This is a genomic window from Winogradskyella sp. (assembly GCF_025210595.1).
GTDB lineage: Bacteria > Bacteroidota > Bacteroidia > Flavobacteriales > Flavobacteriaceae > Winogradskyella.
This window is the reverse complement of sequence record NZ_JAOARH010000073.1, coordinates 1-23,902: the sequence shown is the minus strand read 5'-3', so window position 1 is coordinate 23,902 and position 23,902 is coordinate 1. Positions and strand designations below refer to the sequence as shown.

22 protein-coding genes are annotated in these 23,902 nt (G+C 31.5%); 18 read left to right on the top strand and 4 right to left on the bottom strand.

Annotated features, from left to right (window positions below; genetic code table 11):
- Positions 1–95: 95 nt before the first annotated feature.
- From N4A42_RS07790 to N4A42_RS07740, 11 genes are all read left to right on the top strand, one after another.
- Complete coding sequence (locus N4A42_RS07790) at positions 96–623, top strand: sigma-70 family RNA polymerase sigma factor (protein ID WP_294072376.1); 528 nt, start codon at positions 96–98, stop codon at positions 621–623.
- Positions 610–2,028 carry a hypothetical protein gene (locus N4A42_RS07785; protein WP_294072373.1) on the top strand — a complete coding sequence of 473 codons (1,419 nt, stop codon included), beginning with the start codon at positions 610–612 and terminating at the stop codon, positions 2,026–2,028. The genes N4A42_RS07790 and N4A42_RS07785 overlap by 14 nt, the downstream gene beginning before the upstream one ends.
- A gap of 123 nt (positions 2,029–2,151) precedes the next feature.
- A complete protein-coding gene (locus N4A42_RS07780) occupies positions 2,152–3,270 on the top strand; it encodes a DUF2891 domain-containing protein (RefSeq protein ID WP_294072370.1) in 1,119 nt (372 codons plus the stop codon).
- A complete protein-coding gene (locus tag N4A42_RS07775; RefSeq protein WP_294072367.1) occupies positions 3,263–4,489 on the top strand; it encodes an Nramp family divalent metal transporter in 1,227 nt (408 codons plus the stop codon). The genes N4A42_RS07780 and N4A42_RS07775 overlap by 8 nt, the downstream gene beginning before the upstream one ends.
- Before the next feature lie 5 nt (positions 4,490–4,494).
- Positions 4,495–5,235, top strand: a complete 741-nt coding sequence (pxpA, locus tag N4A42_RS07770) for a 5-oxoprolinase subunit PxpA (protein WP_294072364.1) — start codon at positions 4,495–4,497, stop codon at positions 5,233–5,235.
- Between the two features lie 6 nt (positions 5,236–5,241).
- The gene (gene pxpB, locus N4A42_RS07765) at positions 5,242–5,973 is read left to right on the top strand and encodes a 5-oxoprolinase subunit PxpB (RefSeq protein ID WP_294072361.1); all 732 of its coding nucleotides are present in this window, start codon (positions 5,242–5,244) and stop codon (positions 5,971–5,973) included.
- The gene (locus N4A42_RS07760; protein ID WP_294072358.1) at positions 5,966–6,814 is read left to right on the top strand and encodes a biotin-dependent carboxyltransferase family protein; all 849 of its coding nucleotides are present in this window, start codon (positions 5,966–5,968) and stop codon (positions 6,812–6,814) included. Before pxpB ends, N4A42_RS07760 begins: the two co-directional genes overlap by 8 nt.
- Before the next feature lie 115 nt (positions 6,815–6,929).
- Positions 6,930–7,319, top strand: a complete 390-nt coding sequence (locus N4A42_RS07755) for a hypothetical protein (protein WP_294072355.1) — start codon at positions 6,930–6,932, stop codon at positions 7,317–7,319.
- Positions 7,320–7,408: 89 nt separating this feature from the next.
- A complete protein-coding gene (locus N4A42_RS07750) occupies positions 7,409–8,131 on the top strand; it encodes a hypothetical protein (RefSeq protein WP_294072352.1) in 723 nt (240 codons plus the stop codon).
- Between the two features lie 76 nt (positions 8,132–8,207).
- Entirely contained in the window at positions 8,208–8,933 is a 726-nt protein-coding gene (locus N4A42_RS07745; protein ID WP_294072349.1) for a hypothetical protein, read from the top strand.
- Positions 8,864–9,688, top strand: coding sequence for a sensor histidine kinase (locus N4A42_RS07740; protein WP_294072346.1), 825 nt, complete (start codon positions 8,864–8,866; stop codon positions 9,686–9,688). Before N4A42_RS07745 ends, N4A42_RS07740 begins: the two co-directional genes overlap by 70 nt.
- Here N4A42_RS07740 and N4A42_RS07735 read toward each other — a convergent pair.
- Together N4A42_RS07735 and panB are read right to left on the bottom strand one after the other, a co-directional pair.
- Positions 9,685–10,395 carry an RluA family pseudouridine synthase gene (locus tag N4A42_RS07735; protein ID WP_294072343.1) on the bottom strand — a complete coding sequence of 237 codons (711 nt, stop codon included), beginning with the start codon at positions 10,393–10,395 and terminating at the stop codon, positions 9,685–9,687. The genes N4A42_RS07740 and N4A42_RS07735 overlap by 4 nt on opposite strands.
- Before the next feature lie 76 nt (positions 10,396–10,471).
- Positions 10,472–11,290 carry a 3-methyl-2-oxobutanoate hydroxymethyltransferase gene (gene panB, locus N4A42_RS07730; protein ID WP_294072341.1) on the bottom strand — a complete coding sequence of 273 codons (819 nt, stop codon included), beginning with the start codon at positions 11,288–11,290 and terminating at the stop codon, positions 10,472–10,474.
- A 110-nt stretch (positions 11,291–11,400) separates the two neighbouring features.
- Between panB and N4A42_RS07725 the strand changes: the two genes are divergently transcribed.
- Positions 11,401–11,859, top strand: coding sequence for a nuclear transport factor 2 family protein (locus tag N4A42_RS07725; RefSeq protein ID WP_294072339.1), 459 nt, complete (start codon positions 11,401–11,403; stop codon positions 11,857–11,859).
- 121 nt (positions 11,860–11,980) lie between these two features.
- On the opposite strand, the gene N4A42_RS07720 is transcribed toward N4A42_RS07725, so the two are convergent.
- Positions 11,981–12,475: a hypothetical protein gene (locus N4A42_RS07720; protein WP_294072336.1), complete on the bottom strand. Its 495-nt coding sequence runs from the start codon at positions 12,473–12,475 to the stop codon at positions 11,981–11,983.
- 239 nt (positions 12,476–12,714) lie between these two features.
- On the opposite strand from N4A42_RS07720, the gene dnaK reads away from it, so the two are divergent.
- The 6 genes from dnaK (at position 12,715) to N4A42_RS07690 (ending at position 23,084) form a co-directional block, all read left to right on the top strand.
- Positions 12,715–14,619, top strand: coding sequence for a molecular chaperone DnaK (dnaK, locus tag N4A42_RS07715; RefSeq protein ID WP_294072333.1), 1,905 nt, complete (start codon positions 12,715–12,717; stop codon positions 14,617–14,619).
- Positions 14,620–14,812: 193 nt separating this feature from the next.
- A complete protein-coding gene (locus N4A42_RS07710) occupies positions 14,813–15,733 on the top strand; it encodes a DUF6252 family protein (protein WP_294072330.1) in 921 nt (306 codons plus the stop codon).
- Positions 15,734–15,852: 119 nt separating this feature from the next.
- Positions 15,853–18,927 carry a BspA family leucine-rich repeat surface protein gene (locus N4A42_RS07705; protein ID WP_294072327.1) on the top strand — a complete coding sequence of 1,025 codons (3,075 nt, stop codon included), beginning with the start codon at positions 15,853–15,855 and terminating at the stop codon, positions 18,925–18,927.
- A gap of 159 nt (positions 18,928–19,086) precedes the next feature.
- Positions 19,087–20,388, top strand: a complete 1,302-nt coding sequence (locus tag N4A42_RS07700; RefSeq protein WP_294072324.1) for a CoF synthetase — start codon at positions 19,087–19,089, stop codon at positions 20,386–20,388.
- Positions 20,366–21,772 (top strand): hypothetical protein, encoded by a 1,407-nt coding sequence (locus N4A42_RS07695; RefSeq protein WP_294072321.1) that lies wholly within the window; start codon positions 20,366–20,368, stop codon positions 21,770–21,772. The genes N4A42_RS07700 and N4A42_RS07695 overlap by 23 nt, the downstream gene beginning before the upstream one ends.
- On the top strand, positions 21,729–23,084 hold the full coding sequence (locus N4A42_RS07690; RefSeq protein ID WP_294072318.1) for a CoF synthetase: 1,356 nt from the start codon (positions 21,729–21,731) through the stop codon (positions 23,082–23,084). The genes N4A42_RS07695 and N4A42_RS07690 overlap by 44 nt, the downstream gene beginning before the upstream one ends.
- On the opposite strand, the gene N4A42_RS07685 is transcribed toward N4A42_RS07690, so the two are convergent.
- Complete coding sequence (locus tag N4A42_RS07685; protein ID WP_294072315.1) at positions 23,085–23,750, bottom strand: acetyltransferase; 666 nt, start codon at positions 23,748–23,750, stop codon at positions 23,085–23,087.
- Positions 23,751–23,902: the final 152 nt, after the last annotated feature.

Genomic DNA, 23,902 nt, shown 5'->3' with positions numbered 1-23,902 from the left:
GATGTTGTTAGTAATTAATGAATTTAATCTTATCGGTAAATATATAGATTAATACCAGCTTGGATAATAAACTACGAATACTCATACAAAAATGTGTGGATAAAAATCGGGAAGGGCAACGCGAATTATACACGTTGCTTTCTCCTGTGTTGTATGGTATTTGTTTAAAGTATATGAAAAATAAAACCGAAGCTGATGATGTGTTTCAAGATGCCTTTATTATTCTTTTTCAAAAGATTGACCAATACAAATTTAAAGGAAGTTTTGAGGGCTGGGCAAAACGCATTTTTGTAAATGAAGCGTTAGAGGTGTTGCGAAAAAAACAACGTCAATTATATATTGCAATAGAAGATGCTAATGAAGATAATAGTGTTGAAGTCTCTACTAATACCGTTGATGTTTATGTGCCTCAAGATAGATTATTAAAGTATATACAACAATTGCCAGATAATTATAGAATGATATTCAATCTCTTTGTTTTTGAGGGTTATAGTCATAAGGAAATATCAACAAAATTGAATATAGCAATAGGAACTTCAAAATCGTTGTTAAGTAGAGCAAAAAGCATATTAAGGGTAAAAATTAATGAGGAATTAAGTAAAAAGTGTCATGAAGAAGGATGATATAGAAGATATATATGGCGAACTAAAAACCTATTCTAAGGAGCCTCCTAAAGAATTGTGGGATAATATAGAAGCAAGGCTTCTTCCTAAAAAGAAACGACGAGGAATTTTCTGGTTTTGGGGATCTGCTGCAGCTATACTGATAGTTTTTGTTGGGTATATGCTTACTAATTCAGCTGAGAATAATAAGCCGATTAAGGAAATTTCGGATGTAGAGCACTCTATGGATACAATAGAAGCGAATAGTGTAGAGTCGCAACCTATTAAAGTAGTTGAAGAACTTATTACAAATGAAACAACTAAAGATTCTTTTGATGCAATAACAAATGAAGCTAAAAATCTTTTACAGCAATCAACGAGTAAAGATCAATTAGTAAACAGCGATTTTTCAGATAAACAAAATAAGAACAGGCGTATTGAGAAATTCACCAAACAGCAAAAAGAGGAAAATTTTAATAAAACCACCGAAAAGCCTAATGTAACAGAAAATTATGCGCAAAATATTGCAAAAGATAAAAGCCTTAAACGCAATATTAAAGATGCTGTTAATTTAAAAAGCGATAATAAAAGCATAATAGATAATGAAAAAGAAACAGCAATTGCTGTTAATGATTCTATTTCTAAAGCCAAAGCAGATGTAGAATTGGATATAGCTAAAGAGTTAATGGCGGAAAACAACAACGAGAGCGATACTTTAAGTGTTAAAGCCGCACATGCTGCTAAATGGTCTGTAGAAGTTTTGGGAGGATTATCTAATACTGTTTCAGATGCATCTTTGCAAGGTGCGTCAATAAATACAACAGCACAGAATGATTTTGTTTATGCCTTTAAGGTTGGTTATGCTGTTTCAGATAGGTTAATTGTTAAAACAGGTATTGGTAAAAATAGTTTAGGGCAAGAAATTAATAATATTGCTTATGCTAGTGCAAGTGTAGGTTTGGGAAATTCATTTTCTACAGAAAATAGCCTGAATATTGTAAATGATGAATCTGTTTTGTTTTTTGGATCACCAGAATTTGCTGATACATTATCATCGCCTGATGAGATTACCGAAAATGGAACGTTGCAACAGCAGTTAGATTATATTCAGGTGCCATTAGAAATTTCGTATAAAATAATCTCTAAAAATAGGTTTGGTGTTGCTCTTGGTTTTGGTGGTAATGTAAATTTTATAGCAAAAAACAAAGCCTATCTCAACGATGAAGAAATTGGTGAAAATTTAGGTGTAAGTAGTACAGTGTTTGGTGCGTTAATAAACTCAAATTTGTCTTATAATCTTACTAAGAAAGCAATTTTGTTTGTAGAACCAAGCTATAATTATTTTCAAAAACCAATAGATACAAAGGTTCAGGATTTTAAAAACACACAGTTTAGGCTTTTATTCGGATTGCAATTCAAACTTTAATGAATGATGAATAATAGCAGATTTTTAGTATTGCAATTCGCTTATAATTCATAAGCTTAGAACATCATTTTCTGCAAAACCACTTTTTAGCGTATTTTTACTAGACTAACAAACTATTAAAGTATGCGATATTATAAGCTATTGTTTTTTTTGATTTTATTATCTAATTGTAAAAATTCTAAGGAAAACCAAGAGAGCACATCTGTTGATGCTACTGAAATTGAAATTGTAAAAGCACCGATATTAAACTTAGAACAAGCCAATCGTTTAGCAGAATTGCCATTGGCTTGTGTAGATACGGAATATCCAAACAAACTTGGTCAGGTTTTAGGAAGTGGTGAAGATTTACAGTCGCCCAAAGCATTGCATCCAGCGTTTTATGGTTGTTTTGATTGGCATTCTGCTGTACATGGTCATTGGAGTTTGGTGAGTTTAATGCGTCAGTTTTCAGAGCTTGAAAAACAAACAGAGATTAACGAATGGTTGCTTTCTAGTATTTCAAAAGACAATATTCTAAAAGAAATAGATTATTTTAAGGGCAAACACAACAAATCTTATGAGCGTACTTATGGTTGGGCTTGGTTGTTAAAGTTGGCTGAAGAATTACATAAATGGGATCATGAGATTGCTAGAAAAGTAGAGAATAACCTTCAACCTTTAACCGATTTAATAGTAGCACGTTATTTAGAGTTTCTTCCAAAATTAAATTATCCAATTAGAGTAGGTGAGCATCCTAATACAGCATTCGGACTAAGTTTTGCTTATGATTATGCAGTAACAGTAAATCATCCAGAATTAAAATCACTTATAGAGCAAAGAGCTAAATATTTTTATGGTGATGATGAAGCTTGTCCATTAGGTTGGGAGCCAAGCGGCTTCGATTTTTTGTCACCTTGTTTAGAGGAAGCAGCATTAATGAAACGAATTTTAGCTACTGAAGAATTTAAAGTTTGGATGGATAAGTTTTTGCCTCAGCTAAAAGAAAAATCTTTTAAAATAGAAACAGGAAAGGTGTCTGATAGAACAGATGGCAAGTTAGTGCATCTCGATGGTGTTAACTTTTCTAGAGCTTGGAGTTTAAATTACATTGCTAAAGATTTACCAGATTACACACATCTTAAAAACATAGCCAATCAACACATTAACTACTCGTTACCAAGCATCGTAGGAGATAGTTACGAAGGTGGTCATTGGTTGGGTAGTTTTGCAATTTATGCGTTGAATTCTGTAGCTCGTGATTAAAAATTGGTTTAAAAATATTGGTCCAGGACCATTAGTTGCTGCTGCTTTTATTGGACCAGGAACAGTAACGGTTTGCACTTTAGCAGGAGTTAATTTTGGATATGCATTGCTTTGGGCAATGGTTTTATCTGTTATAGCCACTATTGTTTTGCAAGAAATGGCAGCGCGATTGGGAGTTGTTTCTCAAAAGGGACTATCAGAAATTATAAGAGAAGAAATAAAACACCCATTTGTAAAAGGTCTCGCGTTGTTTTTGATTATTAGTGCTATAGTTGTTGGTAATGCAGCTTATGAAGCCGGAAACATAAGTGGAGGTGCTTTGGGTTTAGAAACACTTTTCGGAGATGCATCAACGGTTATATTAGATTATAAAATTAAAATAATGCCTTTGGTAATAGGTATTTGTGCTTTTGTTATCTTGTATATAGGTAATTATAAAATCTTAGAAAGAACACTGGTTGTTTTAGTTGTTTTAATGAGTTTAGCATTTATAATTACAGCGTTCATTACAAAGCCAAGCGTTGTGGAGCTTCTAAAAGGTGTTTTTCTGCCTCGTATACCAGAAAAAGGTATATTAACTATAATCGGACTCATTGGTACTACTGTAGTGCCTTATAATCTCTTTTTGCATGCGTCTTTAGCAAAATCTAAATGGAAGAATAAAACAGATTTAGTTTACGCAAGAAAAGATACTGTAATAGCAGTTGTTTTAGGTGGTGTAGTATCTATGTGTATTATTATTTCGGCTTCTGCAATTCAGTCACAAAGTATTGCTAATGCTTCAGATTTAGCTAAAGGTTTAGAGCCTTTATTTGGAGTTAATGCTAAATACTTTTTAGCTATTGGGTTGTTTGCAGCAGGTATAACAAGTGCTATTACAGCTCCTTTAGCAGCAGCATTTGTGGCAAGTGGTTGTTTAGGTTGGCATTCTAACCTTAAGTCGTTTAAATTTAGGATGGTTTGGTTGTTTATCTTAACTTTAGGAGTGTTGTTTTCGTCAATAGGTTTTAAATCCATACAGATTATCAAATTTGCTCAAGTTACAAATGGCTTATTGTTGCCAATAATAGCAGGATTTTTACTTTGGATTATGAATAAAACTTCAGTCTTAGGAACATATAAAAACTCGTTGTTTCAAAATGGTTTAGGGTTTGTTATTGTGCTTATTACTTTAGTTTTGGGTGTTAAAGGAATACTTAGTGTTTTTAATTTAGTGTAATTGTAATGAATGGTTATTCAATAGATATCAATGCAGATGTAGGTGAAGGCTTAAATAACGAGTCGCAATTAATGCAGTATTTGTCTTCGTGCAATATTGCTTGTGGTGGACATGCAGGTGATTTGCAAACAATGACTACTATTGTAAAACTAGCTAAAAAACATAAGGTAAAGATTGGTGCGCATCCTTCGTTTCCTGATAAAGAAAATTTTGGAAGAACTATTGTAAACATGTCTGCAGCAGATTTATATACGGCTTTAAAACAGCAGATAAGAACTTTGCAATCTGTGCTTTACAATGAAAACCGCCAACTACATCATATAAAACCTCATGGAGCTCTATATAATTTAGCTGCTAAAGACGAAAAAACAGCTAATGTTATTATTGAGGTTATAAAAAGTATAGCCTTGCCTGTAAAACTGTATGTGCCTTACCAATCTGTTTTTGCAAAATTAGCATTAGACGAAAAGCTTCAAGTGACTTATGAAGGCTTTGCTGATAGAAATTACAATGAAGATTTATCATTGGTTTCTAGAGAAAATAACTATGCTGTTTTGAATGAAAAAGAGGTGGTTTTAAACCATGTTTTAAGGATGGTGAAGCAGCAAAAAGTAATGACGATAAATAGAGTGGAAGTGCCTATAAAAGCATCGACATTTTGTGTGCATGGTGACACAAAAAATGCATTAAAAATTCTTAAATATTTAAACAAAGAATTGCCGAAAAATGGTGTGAAAATTCAATAGTTTTTTATGCATTACAAGTTACGATATTCACGTTATAATGAACGCTCTATTTTAATAGAATGGCCAAGTGTTATTGATAAAGATCTTCTAAAAAATATATTAAATTTCAAAAAACACATTCAAAACAAATGTATTAAAGAAATAGTTGAATTAGTCTTTGGATATAATTCATTATTAATAATTTACAAATCAACTATTGATAACGTCAATGGTGAAATATTTGAATTAAAATCAATTTATGAAGATCAAGATAATGATTTTAATGAAAGTTTTAAAATTTGGGAAATTCCTGTGTGCTATGATAAAGAATTTGCTGTAGATTTAGAAACTTTTTCTAAAGAAAAAAAGCTGTCAATATCAGAAATTATAAAGCTTCATTCTAACGTTGTTTACACTGTTTTTTTTATAGGCTTTTTACCAGGTTTTTTATACTTAGGAGAACTAGATGAAAGGTTGCATTTAGACCGAAAATCAACACCAAGTTTTAACGTTAAAAAAGGGTCAGTTGCTATTGGTGGAAACCAAACCGGAATTTATCCTCAAGATAGTCCAGGCGGATGGCATATTATTGGTAAAACACCAATAGATTTATTCCATCCAAATTTTAATCCACCATGTCAAATTCAAGCAGGTGATCAGTTAAAATTTAAGCCCATCTGCAAATTAGAATATCAAGATTTAAAGCAGCAAGTTGTCTCATCTTCATTTCAGTTAAAACAAATTCAACCTAATGCTTAAAGTTTTAAAATCTGGTTTTTATTCTACGGTTCAAGATACTGGTCGTTTTGGGTTTAGAGCGTTTGGTGTTCCTGTTTCTGGAGCTATGGATTTATATTCGAGTCAGTTTGCTAATGCATTGTTAGGAAATAGTAAAGATGCTGCTGTGATTGAAATGACCATGCTTGGCGCAACATTTCAGTTTTTAGAACCTACTTTAATTGCTGTTTCTGGAGCAAATATGTGCCCAAAATTGAATGGTCGTCCGATTCAACAGAATAGAATTATAACCATTAAAGCTAATGATATATTGAGCTTTGGGAGAGTTAAAAAGGGTTTTAGGTGTTATTTGGCAGTAAAAGGAGGAATAACATCTAAGAAGATACTTAATAGTAGAAGCATGTACTTACCCATTACTCTAAATCCAACAATAAGCGAAAATGATTTGTTAGAATATTTAAGGTTAGAAGATGGTTTTAGTGAACCTAACGCTTTGGTCAAATATGAAAACTCATTTTTGTTTAATTATACTGTAGAAGCTTACAAAGGACGAGAGTTTAATAATTTAACCAATAGTCAACAACAAATTTTATGCAACAGCCAATTGAACATTTCAAAGTTTAATAATAGAATGGCATATCAGTTAGAGTCTCTTATTACAAATAGTCTAAAACCAATTTTAACCTCACCAGTTTTACCAGGAACTGTGCAATTAACACCAAAAGGAAATTTAATAGTATTAATGCGAGATTGCCAAACTACAGGAGGTTACCCAAGAGTACTGCAATTAACCGAAAAAGCCATAAATATATTAGCTCAAAAAAAGGAAGGTGACAAAGTAAGAATTAGACTAAAGGAATAAAAGTGAGAAAAATTATAATAAAAACTTGTAGTCTATAATAAATTGTATACTTTTAGGTTAAAACCCTTAGTTAGTACATTCTATACTAACTTTTATTTCTAAAAACTAACAAACAATGAAAAGTCCAAAAGGTTTAATTACGCCAGATGAGGCGAAAGAATTGAATAATGCTTATTCTGAAAGACATGAGCTTATAAGCAAAGACATTACTAAACGACCAGATAATCGTTCTTCATGGTATTCTTTAGAAGAGATAGAATCTTTTTTAGCGTATGCCAAAGCACAAGCTAAAGAGCTAGGCTATGAAATGGATGGTATACGTATTTATTGTGGTGCTTATCCTGAAGAAAAAGAAAAAGCTGGGTATTCTACATCATTTATTATTCCTACGACAAGTGATAGCTTGGGTAAAGATGGTGGTGGCTCTAGCTCAGATATAATTGGAGCTAATGGGTTGAATCGAGGTCAAGGTGGAGTGCCTCCAAGTGCCAATTATCCACAATAAAATTTAAATCCTTTATTAAATTTGTATGGAAAACCGTTAGATTTATCATTAGTGGTTTCGTCTAACAGAATTCATCCTAATATATAGCCATGAAGTTAGAACTAGAACTAGAACTGATTCTAATTTATTTATTTGAGTTATTTGCTGCTTTGTCGGGTTCTTATTTTTGGTTTAAAACTAAAGAACAAGCCATAAGGCCATTTGTATGGTATTTGTGGTTTGTTGTTGTTATAGAAACTTTAGCTATGTATCCTTATTTGTATGGTAGAGTAGATAATACGCTAATTAATTGGTTAGAACACTCGTTTATGAGGCAAAATTCTTGGATCTATCATTTCTATAATGTGGGCACTATAATACTATTTAGGATTTTTATAAAAAAAAATACAAGTACAAAATTTTCACACAAAATTATAAATGTAGTGTTTTGGTTCAGTTTTAGTTTTTTTGTGATTTACATTTTGTATTTGATTGTTAATGGTAATTTTTTTAAATCAATCAATGAATATGATGTGGCTATTTTTACATTTACTATTTTTGCTATGGTAATGATGTATTTTAGAGAACTTTTACAAAGTGATGAAATTCTAAATTTCTACAAATCTCATGTTTTCTATATTTGCATAGTAACGTTGTTGTTTTACATTTGTATGACACCGTTGTTTTTTTATAGTGAATATATTAGCACTATAAATCCTGATTTTATTGATTTTAGACGTGTTGCCCTTACAGTGTCTAATATAATACTATACTCATGTTACGTTTTTGCATTTTTCTTTTCACTATATCACAAGAAAAAAATTAAACTTTAATCCTTTATTAAATTTGTATAGAAACCGTTAGATTTATCATTAGCGGTTTCATCTAACAGAATTCATCATATATAGCATGAAATTAGAACTAGAACTAGAATTGATTTTAATTCATTTATTCGAGTTATTTGCTGCTTTGTCGGGTTCTTATTTTTGGTTTAAAACTAAAGAACAAGCCATAAGACCATTTGTATGGTATTTATGGTTTGTTGTTGTTATAGAAACTTTAGCTATGTATCCTTATTTGTATGGTAGAGTAGATAATACGCTAATTAATTGGTTAGAACACTCGTTTATGAGAAGAAATACTTGGATTTATAATATATATGATCCTGGTACCATATTGCTATTTTGGATTTTTATAAAAAGGAATACACATACAAAGTTTTCGCACAAGACTATAAATGTAGTATTTTGGTTAAGCTTTAGTTTTTTTGTGTTATATCATGTTATTAGCGGAAGTTTTTTTAAAACGATTATTGAATATGATATGGCTATTTTTACAATTGCTCTTTTTGCCATGGTACTAATGTATCTTAGAGAGCTTGTACAGAGTGATGAAATTCTAAATTTTTATAAATCTCATGTTTTCTATATTTGTATAGCAATGATGTTATTTTACATTTGTATGACACCGTTGTTTTTTTATAATGAATATTTTAGCACTATAAATCCTGATTTTATTGATTTTAGGCGTATAACCCTTTCTGTATCTAATATAATACTATACTCATGTTACGTTTTTGCTTTCTTATTTTCACTATATCACAAGAAGAAATTAAAGCTGAAGAAATCGCTTTAATTACTTATGTTATTTTCTTTACTTTAGTGTTGGTTGGTACATTTGTAGTCTTTTTTACAGTATTTCAAAAAAGAAAAAATCAACTGCTTGTAGAGCAAATAAAGCAGAAACAAGCGTTTGAGGAAGAGCTTACCAAAACCCAACAAGAAATACAAGAAGAAACTTTAATGCACGTTGGGAGAGAATTACACGATAATGTTGGACAGTTGCTGGCTTTTGCATCAATGCAGATGAATAGTGTGGTAAAAGTTGCTGGAGATGATGTTAAGTCTAAAGTGGGTAATGCTTCAGAAGCTTTAAAAGAAAGTTTAGCAGAAGTTAGAGCATTATCTAGGTCTTTAAATAGCGATGTAATTTTTAATTTAGGCTTAGAAGCTACTTTACAGAATGAAATAAACCGTTTAAATAAATCTGGTTTAATAGAAGCTGTTCTTAATGTTAATGGCGAAAAGGCAAATTTAGAAAACCAAAAAGATGAAATTATTTTATTTAGAATTCTGCAAGAGTTTTTCTCAAATACCTTAAAATATGCTGAAGCAGATTCTCTAAAAGTTGATCTAGATTATACACCAGAAAGGCTTAATATTAATGTTAAAGATAATGGTGTTGGTTTTGATACAAAACGTGTACAGCAAGGTGCAGGAATGACGAATATGAAAAAACGTGCTGAATTAATTAATGCCCAATTTCAATTAGAGTCTCAAAAGAATAATGGTACAACGCTAAAACTAAAGTATCCTTATAGGCAGGTTTAAGCTTTACAAGCTTGCCATAACGCATCATTTGGTAAAGGAGCTGTTATAGCTATCTTTTCTTTTTTTACAGGATGTGTAAACTCTAAGCGTCTAGCATGTAGACTTATGCTAGCATCTTTATTGCTTCTTGCAAATCCGTATTTTAAATCTCCTTTAATTGGGCAACCAATTTTAGATAATTGGCAACGTATTTGGTGGTGTCTACCAGTTTCTAAATCTATTTCTAATAAAAAGAAGTGGTCTAGTTTTTTTAGAATCTTATAGTTTAAGATTGCTTTTTTACTGCCTTCAACCTCTTTGTTATAAGCGGTTGATTTATTGTTTTTAGGATTCTTTTTTAACCAATGAATTAATCTGCCTTCCTCATTAGGTGGTTGGTTTTTTACCAAAGCCCAATATGTTTTTTTTGCTTTCTTTTCAGCAAATAATTTGTTTAGCCTTGGTAAGGCTTTACTGGTTTTAGAGAAAAGAACGATACCAGTAGTAGGTCTATCTAAACGATGAACCACACCTAAGTAAACATTTCCTGGTTTATTGTATTTGTCTTTTATATAGGTTTTTACAATCTCATTTAGAGGTTGGTCGCCAGTTTTGTCACCTTGCACAATATCACCAGCACGTTTATTAACCACAATAATGTGATTGTCTTCTTGTAGAATTTGAAGATTGTCTTTGTTTGTAAGTATTTTGCTTGAAGAGTTAGCCACAAATACACGGATATTTTTTATTTAGTACCACTGATGTTTTCCCCTTTTGGGAAGTGTCCTAAGGACAAAGGGGCTTTTAATACTGCTCCTTCTCATTAGGGAAATCTTCAGACTTTACATCTGTTACGTACTGACCAATAGCTTTAGTCATATCCTCATATAAATTCATATATCGACGTAAAAACCTAGGATTAAACTCATGAGTCATCCCAATCATATCATGAAGCACCAAAACCTGTCCATCTACACCATCTCCAGCACCAATACCAATAACAGGAATAGAAACACTTTTTGCAACTTCTTTGGCTAATTCAGCAGGAATTTTTTCTAATACAATAGCAAAGCAACCCGCTTTTTCTAGCATTTTGGCATCTTCTCTTAAGCGTTGCGCTTCGGCTTCTTCTTTTGCTCTAACGGTATATGTTCCAAATTTGTATATAGATTGAGGAGTTAATCCCAAATGACCCATTACAGGAATTCCTGCATTGAGTATACGTTTTATAGAGTCTTTAATTTCTTTACCTCCTTCTAGTTTTACAGCATGTCCGCCAGATTCTTTCATAATACGAATCGCAGAGCGAAGCGCTTCTTTAGGATCACTTTGGTAAGTTCCGAAAGGTAAATCTACAACCACCAAAGCTCTATCAATGGCTCTTACAACTGAAGAAGCGTGATAAATCATTTGGTCTAAAGTAATAGGAAGTGTGGTTTCGTGACCTGCCATAACATTACTTGCAGAATCACCAACTAAAATAACATCTACACCAGCACCATCAACAATTTTTGCCATGGTATAATCGTAAGCGGTTAGCATGGATATTTTTTCACCTTTAGACTTCATGTCTATTAAGGTTTTTACGGTAATTCTTTTATATGCTTTTTTAGCTACTGACATAGTATTTTAAATATTTATTGTCTGTAAAAATAATGAGTTTTGTTAAACTTTCTTTAATCAAATCTGTAAATACCAATAAATCCTTAAATTTTACAAAAACTATATCAATTATGAAAAAAAATCTACTGGCATTAGTATTGTGTTTAGGACTTGTTTTAAACGCTCAAGATTCAGAAAAAGAGCAAGTGAAATCTACAATTGTTGAGTTTTTTGATGCGTTTCATAAACAAGACACTATAGCTTTAAAAACTATGGTAAAAGGAAATATAAAACTACAGTCTATTTCACTTAATAGAGAAGGGAAAACAGTTTTACACGAAAGTGATTATAGCCAATTTATAAAGAGTATTGCCAGCATACCTAAGGATAAGACTTTTGAAGAGAAATTACTAAGCTATAGTATACAGGTAGATGGTAATATGGCAAATGCTTGGACACCATATGAGTTTTGGTTTAACGATAATTTTAGCCATTGTGGAGTTAATTCTTTTCAGCTTATAAAAGAAGAGGGTGATTGGAAAATTATTTATTTAGTAGATACCAGACGGAGAGAAGGTTGTAATGAATAAAATTAAAAAGACTGCATAAAAGTCTATATTTTGTTAATCTGAACTCGTTTCAGATTCTGAAATAAATTCACAATGACAGTTTCATACTTTTTACGCAGTCCTTTTTATCAATAGTTTGAGATTATCTTTTCTCAAAGGACTCTATGCCATACATATCCATTACAGTGTTTAAATCTGAATGGTCTATACGCCCAACATTATCAGCAGGTACGACAACAACTCTAAATACTTGTTGATTTGTGTAAGAAGTATCTAATAATGAAAAATCAGCAGTTCCATCTAAGAAAAAGCGAACATCATTTTGTGTAAAATCAAAATTATAGACCAACTCACCATGATCAAAATATTCTGTTTGAGGTAGAAGTCTCCATACATCTTGTCCGTTGTCAACTTCCCAAGAAATATAAACTAAAGTAACATCTGTAGGAAGCACATTAAAACCATAAGGTTCTACAAATGAATAATTATTTTCTGGAGTAAAGTCTAAGACAATTTCAAAGGCAGAGGAAGCAATGATGGCTCCATCAAGTCCATCTCTTCCATCTCTCCCGTCTTCACCACTACAGGAAGTTAATAATAACGTTAATACGGTAATAAAGGATAAAATGCGTTTCATAATTAATAGTTTTTTACAATAGTATCAAATCGTATTCCAAACTTAACAGATTAATAAATTTTTTTAAAGTTTCGATTTCATCGTCGTCTTCAATTTCAATATGACATCATGTCACATTTTTTGGGATGGCATAATCATTGACATTTAGAAAACGAGTTTAAAAATTAAAAAATACTATTATTTCCGCGAATTAACCTTAGGGAAGGCAGGAGTGGAAAAACTAATTATCAAAATAAATTATGAGTAAGATTATTGGAATTGATTTAGGAACAACGAACTCTTGTGTTTCTGTAATGGAAGGTAATGAGCCTGTTGTAATCCCAAACGCTGAAGGTAAGAGAACTACACCTTCTGTGATTGCTTTCGTTGAAGGAGGTGAAATTAAAGTTGGTGATCCAGCAAAAAGACAAGCAGTAACTAATCCAACAAAAACCGTTTATTCTATTAAACGTTTTATGGGTAATAAATATTCTGAGTCTAAAAGAGAAGCAGAACGTGTACCATATAAAGTGGTAAAAGGAGATAACGATACACCACGTGTAGATATCGATGGTCGTTTATATACTCCACAAGAATTATCTGCAATGGTACTTCAAAAAATGAAGAAAACTGCAGAGGATTACTTAGGACAAGACGTGTCTGAAGCTGTAATTACAGTGCCTGCATATTTTAACGATGCACAAAGACAAGCTACTAAAGAAGCTGGTGAGATTGCAGGTTTAAAAGTAAGACGTATTATTAATGAGCCAACAGCAGCAGCTTTAGCTTATGGATTAGATAAAAAATCTACTGATCAAAAAATCGTAGTATTCGATTTTGGTGGTGGTACTCACGATGTTTCTATATTAGAATTAGGAGACGGAGTTTTTGAAGTATTATCTACAGATGGTGATACGCACTTAGGTGGTGACGATGTCGATGAAAGAATTATAGATTGGTTAGCTGAAGAGTTTAAGAACGATGAAGGTATGGATTTAAGAGAAGATCCTATGGCTTTACAACGTCTTAAAGAGGCTTCAGAAAAAGCTAAGATAGAGTTATCATCTTCTGCACAAACAGAGATTAATTTACCTTATGTAACAGCTACGGCTAGTGGGCCAAAGCACTTGGTGCGTACATTAACGCGTTCTAAGTTTGAGCAATTAATAGACGATTTAATTAAGCGTACAATAGAGCCATGTGAGGCAGCATTAAAAGCAGCAGGTTTATCTAAATCTGATATAGACGAAGTAATTTTAGTAGGTGGTTCTACACGTATTCCTGCGGTACAAGAAGCAGTAGAAAAATTCTTCGGAAAGTCGCCAAGTAAAGGTGTAAATCCAGATGAGGTTGTGTCTCTTGGTGCTGGTATACAAGGTGGTGTATTAACAGGAGATGTTAAGGATGTTCTTTTATTAGACGTAACACCATTATCTCTTGGTATTGAAACTATGGGTAATGTAATGACAAAGCTCATAGATGCTAATACAACGATACCTACTAAGAAATCTCAAGTATTCTCAACAGCAGCAGACAATCAGCCATCAGTAGAGATTCACGTATTACAAGGTGAGCGTCCAATGGCAGCAGATAACAAAACGATTGGTCGTTTCCATTTAGATGGTATTCCACCAGCAAGACGAGGAACTCCTCAGATTGAAGTAACATTTGATATTGATGCTAATGGTATTATTAAAGTATCTGCAGAAGATAAAGCTACTGGTAAGAAACAAGATATTCGTATAGAAGCATCATCAGGATTAACAGAAGAAGAAATCCAAAAGATGAAAGCAGAAGCAGAGGCTAATGCAGATGCAGATGCTAAAGCAAAAGAAACTGCTGATAAATTAAATCAGGCAGATGGAATGATTTTCCAAACTGAAAAGCAATTAGAAGAATTTGGTGATAAATTATCTGCTGATAAGAAAAAGCCAATTGAAGATGCTTTAGAAGAGTTGAAGAAAGCTTACGAAACTAAAGATTTAGCAGTAATAGATCCGGCTTTAGAAAAAATTAACGAGGCTTGGAAAGTTGCTAGTGAAGAAATGTACAAAGCACAAGCAGAAGCTCAAGGTGGTGCACCAGGTCCTGATGCAGGCGCACAAGGACAACCAGCAGATGAGGGAAGCGATGTAGAAGACGTAGACTTCGAAGAAGTAAAATAATGAATTACCATTCCTGCTAAGGTAGGATTTGTATAAAAAAGCCGTTTCATAATTCAGTGAAACGGCTTTTTGTTTTTTTATCTTAGAGTGACTATCATATATTCAATTTACAGAGCGTTTTTTTATAGTTTTTAGACACTTTCTTTGCTTTTTAATAAATAAATTTAAATTTGTGTACTATATAATTATAAATATGAAATTTTTAAAAATCATTCCAGCACTATTCCTAGCCTTAGCTTTTGTATCATGTGATAACGAACCAGTAGATTCAGAATTAGCAAACTCTAATAATCCGAATCCTTCTGGTCCTTCAAACTTTCAAGTAGATTTTAATAATGAGACTTATGTGGCTACAACTGTTGTTGCTACTATAACAGATGAAGTCATTAATATTTCTGCAATAAGAGGTGCGCAAGAGGAATTATTTATAATAACTCTTTTTGGTATTTCTGAAGGAACTTACGACTTAGGTATAGGTAATTTACAGACGAATTCAGCAACCTACTCCTCTCAAAATGGAGGATCCAACCCTTATATTTCTTTAGATTTAAATGCAACTGATACTTCACAGGGTCAGGTGATTATCTCTGAAATTGATTCTGAAAGTCAAACAATTTCAGGGACATTTCATTTCACAGGAACAGGTATAAGTGGTGATGTTATTGAGTTTACAAATGGTAGCTTTACAAATGTTGCCTATCAAGATGGTTTAGAAACTCCAAATGAAAGCACATTTTTTGCAAATGTAAATGGTAATGAGTTTGTTGAAGATGCCGTTTTTGGAACAGAACTATCCTTAAATGGAATGACTACTATTTCTGTTTCTGCAACTAAAAATAATGGAGAGACTATAGGGCTATCTTTTGATGCTGATATAGCACCTGGAAATTATACTTTTGATTCTTTTGGAAGTCTTTCTAATGTTGGTCAATATATTGGTGATTCTGCAACAGATGTTTATCTTGCCAATGGTTCATTTGTCATTGAGTCTCATGATACAACAAATAAAGTAATTGTTGGTACATTTGAGTTTACAGCAGAGCCAAGTCCAGGAAGTACAGCTACATCAAACGTAAATATTACTGAAGGTTCTTTTTCAGTAACATATTATTAGTTTACACTGAGCTGATATATCAATTAAGTACAAAAACGCAATCAATCAAATTGATTGCGTTTTTTTTTATCAGAAAAATTGACCATATTTGATTGTTAACCAATCGATTCAATTTGCTGATGAAGAACTTATACTTTTTACTCATTTTTTTTGTTACTTCATTTTTAGTTAATGCCCAAGAGCCTTTTGTTTTTACTTGGAATGCAGTTTCTGGAAACAATGACCTAACAATATATACTTCACCAGATTATACTTATAATTATAGTATAGACTTTGGTGATGGTACAGTTTTAAGTAATGTTACTGGAGATGTTTCCCATAATCTTTCAATAGGCGAGCATACAATTACAATTTCAGGGGATTTTCCTTATTTTACATTAAATGATCCAAATGGTTTTTATGTAGATGCGTATAAGTTACTAAGTATTGAGCAATGGGGAGATATACAGTGGCAATCTATGGTATCTACGTTTGAAAATTGTACTAATATGGTCATCAATGCTAATGATACACCAGATTTATCACAGGTTATAGATATGTCTAGAATGTTTTATAATGCTGATGCTATGAATGGTGTTATAGGAAATTGGGACGTTTCTAATGTACTTAATATGGCATCTCTATTTGAAAATGCAGATAATTTTAATCAACCAATTGAAAATTGGAATGTTTCTAATGTAACAAATATGTCAGCAATGTTTAAGAACACTGATTTCGATCAGCCATTAAATGGTTGGAATGTTTCTAGTGTAACAAATATGGAGGCTATGTTTGAGGGTAACAGCGATTTTAGTTATTCTGTAGAGAGTTGGGATGTTTCTCAAGTTGTTAACATGAAACGTATGTTTGCTGACGCTAATAGTTTTAATCAATCGCTAATCAATTGGAATGTGTCAAATGTAACTGATATGAGTGGAATGTTCTCTAGTGCTAATACTTTTAATCAACCAATTAATAGCTGGGATGTTTCAAATGTAACAGATATGGAAGAGATGTTTGATAGTGCATTTTCTTTTACTCAGTTGTTAAATAACTGGGATACTTCTAACGTCACCAATATGAGAAGAATGTTTTATAATATAAGCTCTTATAATCAGCCATTAGATAGTTGGGACGTTTCTAGTGTAACAAATATGGAAGGTATGTTTTATAACAATTGGGATTTTAACCAACCTCTCACTAATTGGGATGTGTCTAGCGTTACTAATATGTCTAGTATGTTTGAAAATGCAATATCATTTAATCAACCTCTAGCTAATTGGAATGTGGCTAATGTTATAGATATGTCAAAAATGTTTAGCGATGCTAATGTATTTAATCAATCCATAGGCAATTGGAATACATCTAATGTTACAGATATGAGTGATATGTTTTTTAGAGCTTATGAGTTTAATCAAGATATAAATAACTGGGATACTTCTAATGTTACAACAATGGAGAGTATGTTTCAGGATACAAATAACTTTAATAGTCCAATAAACGATTGGAATGTCTCTAATGTAGAAAACATGCGAGATATGTTTAATAACGCCAGTGCTTTTAATCAACCGTTAAATCAATGGAATGTTTCTAATGCGTGGAATTTATTTAGAACATTCTATAATGCCAGTAATTTTAATCAAGATCTTTCAGATTGGGATTTTTATCAAGATGATGGCTTTATGTATTTAACAGACTTTGTAAGTTTTACAAACTTAGATGTTCCCAATTATGATGCATTATTATTAAGCTTTGCTAATTCAGGAAGAGAGAATCAGCAAGTAGGTGTTAGTGGATTAGAATATTGTAATGTTGAAGCAAGAAATTATTTAATAAATAACGGTTGGTCTATTTTTTTCGATAATCTATCACCAGATTGTAGCAATATATTTGGTTCTGTTGTATTTGATTCTGATAATAATGGCTGTTCAATGACAGATGTGTTGGTTTCAAATTATCTTATTAATGCTGAAGGTGCTGAAGGTAGTTATTCTACAAACGTTATTAACGGTGACTTTGATCTCTCAGTTTATGCTGATAGTTTTAATGTGTCTATTCAAAACTTACCATCATATTTTTCTGTATCTCCAGAATCTGTTTTAGTAGATTTTACATCAACGTCTTCTGAACAAGTAGATTTTTGTTTAACAGCAAATCAATCAATAGAAGATTTAAACATTACAATATTGCCATTAGATGAAGCTAGACCAGGTTTTGAAGCTAATTATAAATTGATAATTAAAAATGTTGGGACTCAATCAATTAATAATATTTCTGCAAGTTTAGTGTTTGATGGTACTATGCAGTCTTTTGTTTCGGCTGTGCCATCAGAAACTAATAGCTCAACAAATAGTATTGATTTTTCTATTGCAAGTCTAAATCCTTTTGAAGTTGAAGAAATAGAAATTATAATGCAAACCTTTGTACCTCCAACAGTAAATGGAGAAGATGTGCTTAATTTTACAGCTTCAGTATTACCAAGTGCTAGCGATTATACAACAAATGATAATACATATATATTAGAACAAGTAGTGGTTAATGCTTACGATCCAAATGATAAGCAGGTTCTACAAGGCAACTCAATTACCACAGATGAGACAGAAGAATATTTAGATTACATCATTAGATTTCAAAATACAGGATCTGCTAATGCCACCTTTGTACGCATAGAGGATGAGCTTGATGCAGATTTAGATTGGAGTACCATACAAATTACAAGCGCGAGCCATAACTATACTGTTGAGATAACTAATGGAAATGAAGTTGAATTCTTTTTTGATAATATTAATTTACCTTATGAAACTTTAGATGAGGCTAATAGTCATGGTTATATTGCTTATAAAATAAAACCTATAGAATCAATTCAATTAGGTGATGTAATGAGTGGAGATGCGAGTATCTATTTTGACTATAATTTACCAATAATAACTAATACAGTTTCTACAACAGTAGTAGAAAATTTAGGAGTAGATGATGTTACACAAGAAAATTTAATTTCAGTTTATCCAAATCCTGTTGAAGATAGTATTCACATAAAGTCTAATAATAGAGTAGAAGTTAACACTGTATCTATATTGAATTTACAAGGTAAAGTTTTAATTAAAGAAGAGAATAATACAGGTTATATAAGTGTTAATCAATTATCTTCAGGTGTTTATTTACTTTCAATAAAAACCAATTTGGGAATGTTTAATTCAAGAATTATAAAAAATTAAAGCTAAAATCCATAATTTAAAAAACGCAATCATTGATTTGATTGCGTTTTTTTTTCACTTTATCCATAATTATAACTAAAAGAAAAACTTTTTGTTATAATTGTAGTATAAGTCTTAAAATTAGCATGTTAAGGTTTATTGGCTATCAATTATATTATAATGAAAAGAGGAATAAACCTTAGACAACAATTTTTTTGGCTAAAAGATGCTGTAAGCGGTAAGCCAATTAATAAGGTTTTAGCTAATACGCAAAGGTTACTAGATAATCCAAAAGACAATAAAAAAGCAATAGAAGGCTCACTCAAAGAATTATTAAATCACGCAGTTTCTACTACTCAATTTTACAAAAAACACAATGTGCAAGATGGTTTAGATGGCTTTTCAATTATCAATAAGAATATTATAAGAGATAATTTTGATGATTTTATATCTTCAAAATATAATATTTCTAAATGTAGAAAAGTATCAACTAGTGGTTCTACAGGTTCTCCATTTAGTGTTTATCACAATAAAGAAAAGCTTCAAAAAAATATTGCGGATAACATCTATTTTTCATCAAAATCAAATTATAATTTAGGTGATCATTTGATCTATGTGAAAATTTGGTCTGATAGTTTTAGCCTAAAGAAGCGTGTAGAATTTCAGCTAAAAAATATGCAGCCATTAAGTGTTTTTAATTTATCTGATGATGAAATAAAAGCATTTATTGAAAAGTTGAATAGACAAACATCCGAAGTTTGCTTTATTGGATATGCTTCTTCTTTTGAAAAAATATGCAAGTACCTCGATACGTTGAATGAAAATCCAATAGCATTCAAAACAAAATCAATAATTACAATTTCAGAGGCTTTAAATGATTATACTAGAAACTTAGTTAAAAAGTATTTTGGAATACAACCAATGTCTAGATATTCTAATAATGAAAATGGAATTATAGCACAACAAACAGTAACTGATGATTTAAGATTTAAAATTAATGAATCGAGTTACATCGTCGAAATTTTCGACCTTAATTCTAACAAGAAGTTAGGTTACGGAGAACGAGGAAGAATTGTAGTAACCGATTTGCACAATCTAGCAACACCACTTATAAGATATGATACAGGAGATGTTGGCGTCATGGAGTTAGATGAAAACAATAAGCCTTTTTTCTCTGAAATATCTGGTAGAGTATTAGACTTATTGTATGATACAAAAGGCAATTTAGTGCCATCACATATTTCTGCCAAGCTTTGTAAATATGGTAATTATAAGCAGTTTCAGTTGGTACAAAAAGGCTTGAAAGAGTATGAGATTAACCTTAATACCGATGAAAAAGTAGATGAGATACAACTTATTGAAGAGTATAAGTCTTATTTTGGTGAAGATGCTATCGTTAAGATTAATTATGTAGATGATATTCCGTTATTAAATTCTGGAAAGCGTAGAGAAGTGGTTAATGAGTATTATAATGCAAAGTAATTGTATGGATAAAAAAGCCGTTTATGGTGTTTTAGGATTGCTCTCTTTTAGCTTTAGATTGTTTTTAGAATTTCAATCGAGTATCATTACTGGGATTAATGGAGGTTATTATCCTGTGCAAGTAAGACATGTCTTAGAGCATGGTCATTTAGCCATGAAGGATATGCCATTAGTGTTTTACGTTAATGCTTTTGTTGTAAAAGTGTTTGCTTTTATTTTGCCTTCGCAACCAATAGATTTTATTATTATTTTGGTAATAAAAATATTAGGAGCATTGAGTATATCATTGCTTGTGTTTCCACTATATAAGTTTATACATCATTACTTAGCTTATAGACTCACCAAACCATTTGAATATTTAATACTTGGGTTTGCTTTGTTTTCATTTTCATCGCTTTGTTTGGGTGCTGAGATGATGAAAAACGCTTATGCGCTTGTCGGATTTACTTATTTTATTTATTTCATTATCAGGTTTTTTAAAGAAAAATCCAATAAGTATGTTTTATTGTCAGTATTTACTTTATTGCTGATTGGTGTAACGCATTTTGGTGTTTTTGCAATAGCACTCATCTTTTTGTTATTGTTTTTAATCTGTGTTTATAAAGTACGTGCTGTAGTGCCAATACTTATAACATCTGTTATAGGTTTTTTAATAGTATGGTGGTTAGACCCTTTTAGAGCTTTTAATGCTATAAATATTTTTGAAAAATGGTTTGGCTTGCCATGGCGAATAGCGTTTTATCCTGCTGGTATTGCAAGTTTTATTCTTAGCGTTTTTGTAGTGTTGATGTTGTTTTTAACCATTAGAAATAAAAAGGTAGAAACCAGCCATAAACAAATGTTTACTGTTTTCATGTGGTTTATAGTTTTGTTGTCTATTCCATTATTACGATTCGAGCTTTGGAGGCGTTTTAACCTAATGTTATTTATACCGCAATTGATAGCTTTGGTTTTAGTGTTTCCTTATTTAAAGGCGTCTTATAAAAAGAAATTTACTGTATTACTAAGTGTTATTATTGGTGTATCTGTAATTTTTAACCTGGTATTTCCAAAAACAAATAGTATAAGCCTTGATGCTTACAATGATTTATCAGAGATGTCAAATAAAATTTTAAATCCTAATGAAACCATAATAATAGTAAGACATGGACTTGATTGGTGGGTGGTTTGGCAATTAAAAACTAAAATGGCACAATCTCATATAAAGATAAATGATACTATTACATCTAAATACGATGACATTTTATTCTTAAAGCAAAACAAAGGACACAACGATTTATATCCTGGGCCAGGAAGTCCGTTTTTTAACCCTTCAATACCTGAAAATAGTATACTTTTGTATGCGTCAGATTATTTTGACTTATACAAATGGTCTGAAAAATAGCGACTCTAAGATATACATTTTTCAATTGAATTTAAGACGAAGTTTTTTTTGGTTTCTAGATCAATTAAAAGGAAGCCCAATAAAAAAGGCGTATCACTACACGCATAAGATATTAGAAACAGAAGATCATAAATGGTCAAAAATTGAAAATGCAAATCAACTGAATAAATTGATGGTGCATGCACAGCAAACGACTTCCTTTTATAAAAAAACAAATTATAAGGTTTTACAGGATTTTCCAGTAGTTGATAAAAACATAATAAGAAACGATTTTGACTCCTTTTTTTCTTCTAAGTTTAAAAAAAGTGAGTGTAAGATTGTAACGACAAGTGGATCTACAGGTACGCCATTTAGTGTATATCAAAACTCAGAGAAAGTAAATAAAGTCCATGCAGATAATATTTATTTTTCATCAAAATCTGGTTATCAAGTAGGGGACTTTTTAACTTTTATAAGAATTTGGCCAAAACGAATAAATTTTAAACTAAGGCTTAGTTTCTTTTTAAAAAACTTTATGCCTTGGAGTATTTTAAACCACACAGAAAAGGATATAAACAAGTTTATTTTAAAATTAAATAAAAGAAAGGGACAAGTATGCTTTTTAACTTATCCTGCTGCTTTAGAAAAAACATGTAAATACATTGATGGTTTAGATGAGAATCCGATAAAATTTAAAACAAAATCTATAATTACGGTCTCAGAATCTTTGAGTACTTATGCTAGGGGAAACACAAAAAAATATTTTGGTATAACACCATTATCTCGCTATTCAAATAGCGAAACAGGTATTATAGCTCAGCAAATGAATTCTAATGATCAACGATTTAGAGTTAATGAATCTAGTTATGTTATTGAGGTTTTAACATTAGATAGCGATAGACCAGTTCCTAATGGGCAACCAGGTAGAATTGTACTTACAGATTTGTTCAATTTTGCAACACCACTTATTAGATACGATACAGGAGATATTGGAGTTATGCAAGAGGGTAAAGATGGGATGCTATATTTCACAGAAATTTCGGGTAGAAAAGTAGATCAGCTTTACAATACAAAAGGAGATTTAATACCGTCTCATTTATCAGTTGGATTGTTAAATTATGGTGATTTTAAACAATTTCAACTAATTCAAAAAAGTAAAACGGAGTACCACATTAATTTTAATACAGATAAAAAAGTTAATGAAGCCAAAATTATTAAGGATTACAAAGTACATTTTGGGCAAAATGCTATTATAAAAATTCACTATGTTAATGAGATTCCGCTTTTATCATCGGGTAAAAGAAGAGAAGTCGTTAATGAATATTATAAATAATTACGCGGAATAGACTAGATCTAATACACGATCCTTAATGGTGCTAATTGGTACACCAAAGGCCAATTTATAATCACCAACAGGCTTTAAAACCAATGAGGCTCCGCCAATAATTGTATGGTCACCAATTGTTACGCCTTGGCTTACGGAAGCACTCAGGCATATAGAAGAGCATAATCCAATTTTTACATTACCAGCAATAGTAACACCAGAGGACAGGCTAGAAAAATCAGACATTATAGAATCGTGTCCTAAAGATGCCTTTGTATTGAGTAGGCAGAACTTTCCTAGCTTTGCATTAGCATTAACTATGGTTCCTGCCATAAGTACAGCACCTTCTGGTACTAAAATATCTTCTGCTAAAATAGCACTAGGATGAACAATAGGTACAAACTCAATATGAGGCGCTATCTTTTTAATACTTTTATAAGTACTATGTCTTAATTCGTTATCTCCAATACCAATAACAATACCACTAATATTAAATTTTTTAATTAAAACAGAAAGGGAGTCTAAGTTACCTATAACTTTATGACCATAAACTTTATCGTTTATTGGTTTGTAGGAGTCTATAAATCCAATAAGATTGTAGTCATTATTCTTTAAAATAATATCTACAATCATTTTAGCATGGCCAGAAGCACCATAAATTAATATATTCTTCATCTCATTAAGTATTGACAAGTTAATTGGTTAGGGTAACAATTTAATTGTCAAAGTAGATTTGGTTCTGGTCGAAATATATTCAATGATTCTTAATAAATAGCAGTAATCACGCTAAACAGCCTAATTTCATCTGCTAAATGTTAATGTCTTGA

What these genes read in the sequence shown, in the direction of transcription:
- N4A42_RS07725 (WP_294072339.1), top strand. Translation starts at nt 11,401, where the DNA reads ATGAAAAAAAATCTACTGGCATTAGTATTGTGTTTAGGACTTGTTTTA.
- panB (WP_294072341.1), bottom strand. Translation starts at nt 11,290, where the DNA reads ATGTCAGTAGCTAAAAAAGCATATAAAAGAATTACCGTAAAAACCTTA.
- N4A42_RS07750 (WP_294072352.1), top strand. Translation starts at nt 7,409, where the DNA reads ATGAAGTTAGAACTAGAACTAGAACTGATTCTAATTTATTTATTTGAG.
- N4A42_RS07695 (WP_294072321.1), top strand. Translation starts at nt 20,366, where the DNA reads ATGAGTATTATAATGCAAAGTAATTGTATGGATAAAAAAGCCGTTTAT.
- dnaK (WP_294072333.1), top strand. Translation starts at nt 12,715, where the DNA reads ATGAGTAAGATTATTGGAATTGATTTAGGAACAACGAACTCTTGTGTT.
- N4A42_RS07745 (WP_294072349.1), top strand. Translation starts at nt 8,208, where the DNA reads ATGAAATTAGAACTAGAACTAGAATTGATTTTAATTCATTTATTCGAG.
- N4A42_RS07700 (WP_294072324.1), top strand. Translation starts at nt 19,087, where the DNA reads ATGAAAAGAGGAATAAACCTTAGACAACAATTTTTTTGGCTAAAAGAT.
- N4A42_RS07690 (WP_294072318.1), top strand. Translation starts at nt 21,729, where the DNA reads ATGCGTCAGATTATTTTGACTTATACAAATGGTCTGAAAAATAGCGAC.
- pxpB (WP_294072361.1), top strand. Translation starts at nt 5,242, where the DNA reads ATGCATTACAAGTTACGATATTCACGTTATAATGAACGCTCTATTTTA.
- N4A42_RS07760 (WP_294072358.1), top strand. Translation starts at nt 5,966, where the DNA reads ATGCTTAAAGTTTTAAAATCTGGTTTTTATTCTACGGTTCAAGATACT.
- N4A42_RS07685 (WP_294072315.1), bottom strand. Translation starts at nt 23,750, where the DNA reads ATGAAGAATATATTAATTTATGGTGCTTCTGGCCATGCTAAAATGATT.
- pxpA (WP_294072364.1), top strand. Translation starts at nt 4,495, where the DNA reads ATGAATGGTTATTCAATAGATATCAATGCAGATGTAGGTGAAGGCTTA.
- N4A42_RS07710 (WP_294072330.1), top strand. Translation starts at nt 14,813, where the DNA reads ATGAAATTTTTAAAAATCATTCCAGCACTATTCCTAGCCTTAGCTTTT.
- N4A42_RS07780 (WP_294072370.1), top strand. Translation starts at nt 2,152, where the DNA reads ATGCGATATTATAAGCTATTGTTTTTTTTGATTTTATTATCTAATTGT.
- N4A42_RS07705 (WP_294072327.1), top strand. Translation starts at nt 15,853, where the DNA reads ATGAAGAACTTATACTTTTTACTCATTTTTTTTGTTACTTCATTTTTA.
- N4A42_RS07740 (WP_294072346.1), top strand. Translation starts at nt 8,864, where the DNA reads ATGTTACGTTTTTGCTTTCTTATTTTCACTATATCACAAGAAGAAATT.
- N4A42_RS07785 (WP_294072373.1), top strand. Translation starts at nt 610, where the DNA reads ATGAAGAAGGATGATATAGAAGATATATATGGCGAACTAAAAACCTAT.
- N4A42_RS07720 (WP_294072336.1), bottom strand. Translation starts at nt 12,475, where the DNA reads ATGAAACGCATTTTATCCTTTATTACCGTATTAACGTTATTATTAACT.
- N4A42_RS07755 (WP_294072355.1), top strand. Translation starts at nt 6,930, where the DNA reads ATGAAAAGTCCAAAAGGTTTAATTACGCCAGATGAGGCGAAAGAATTG.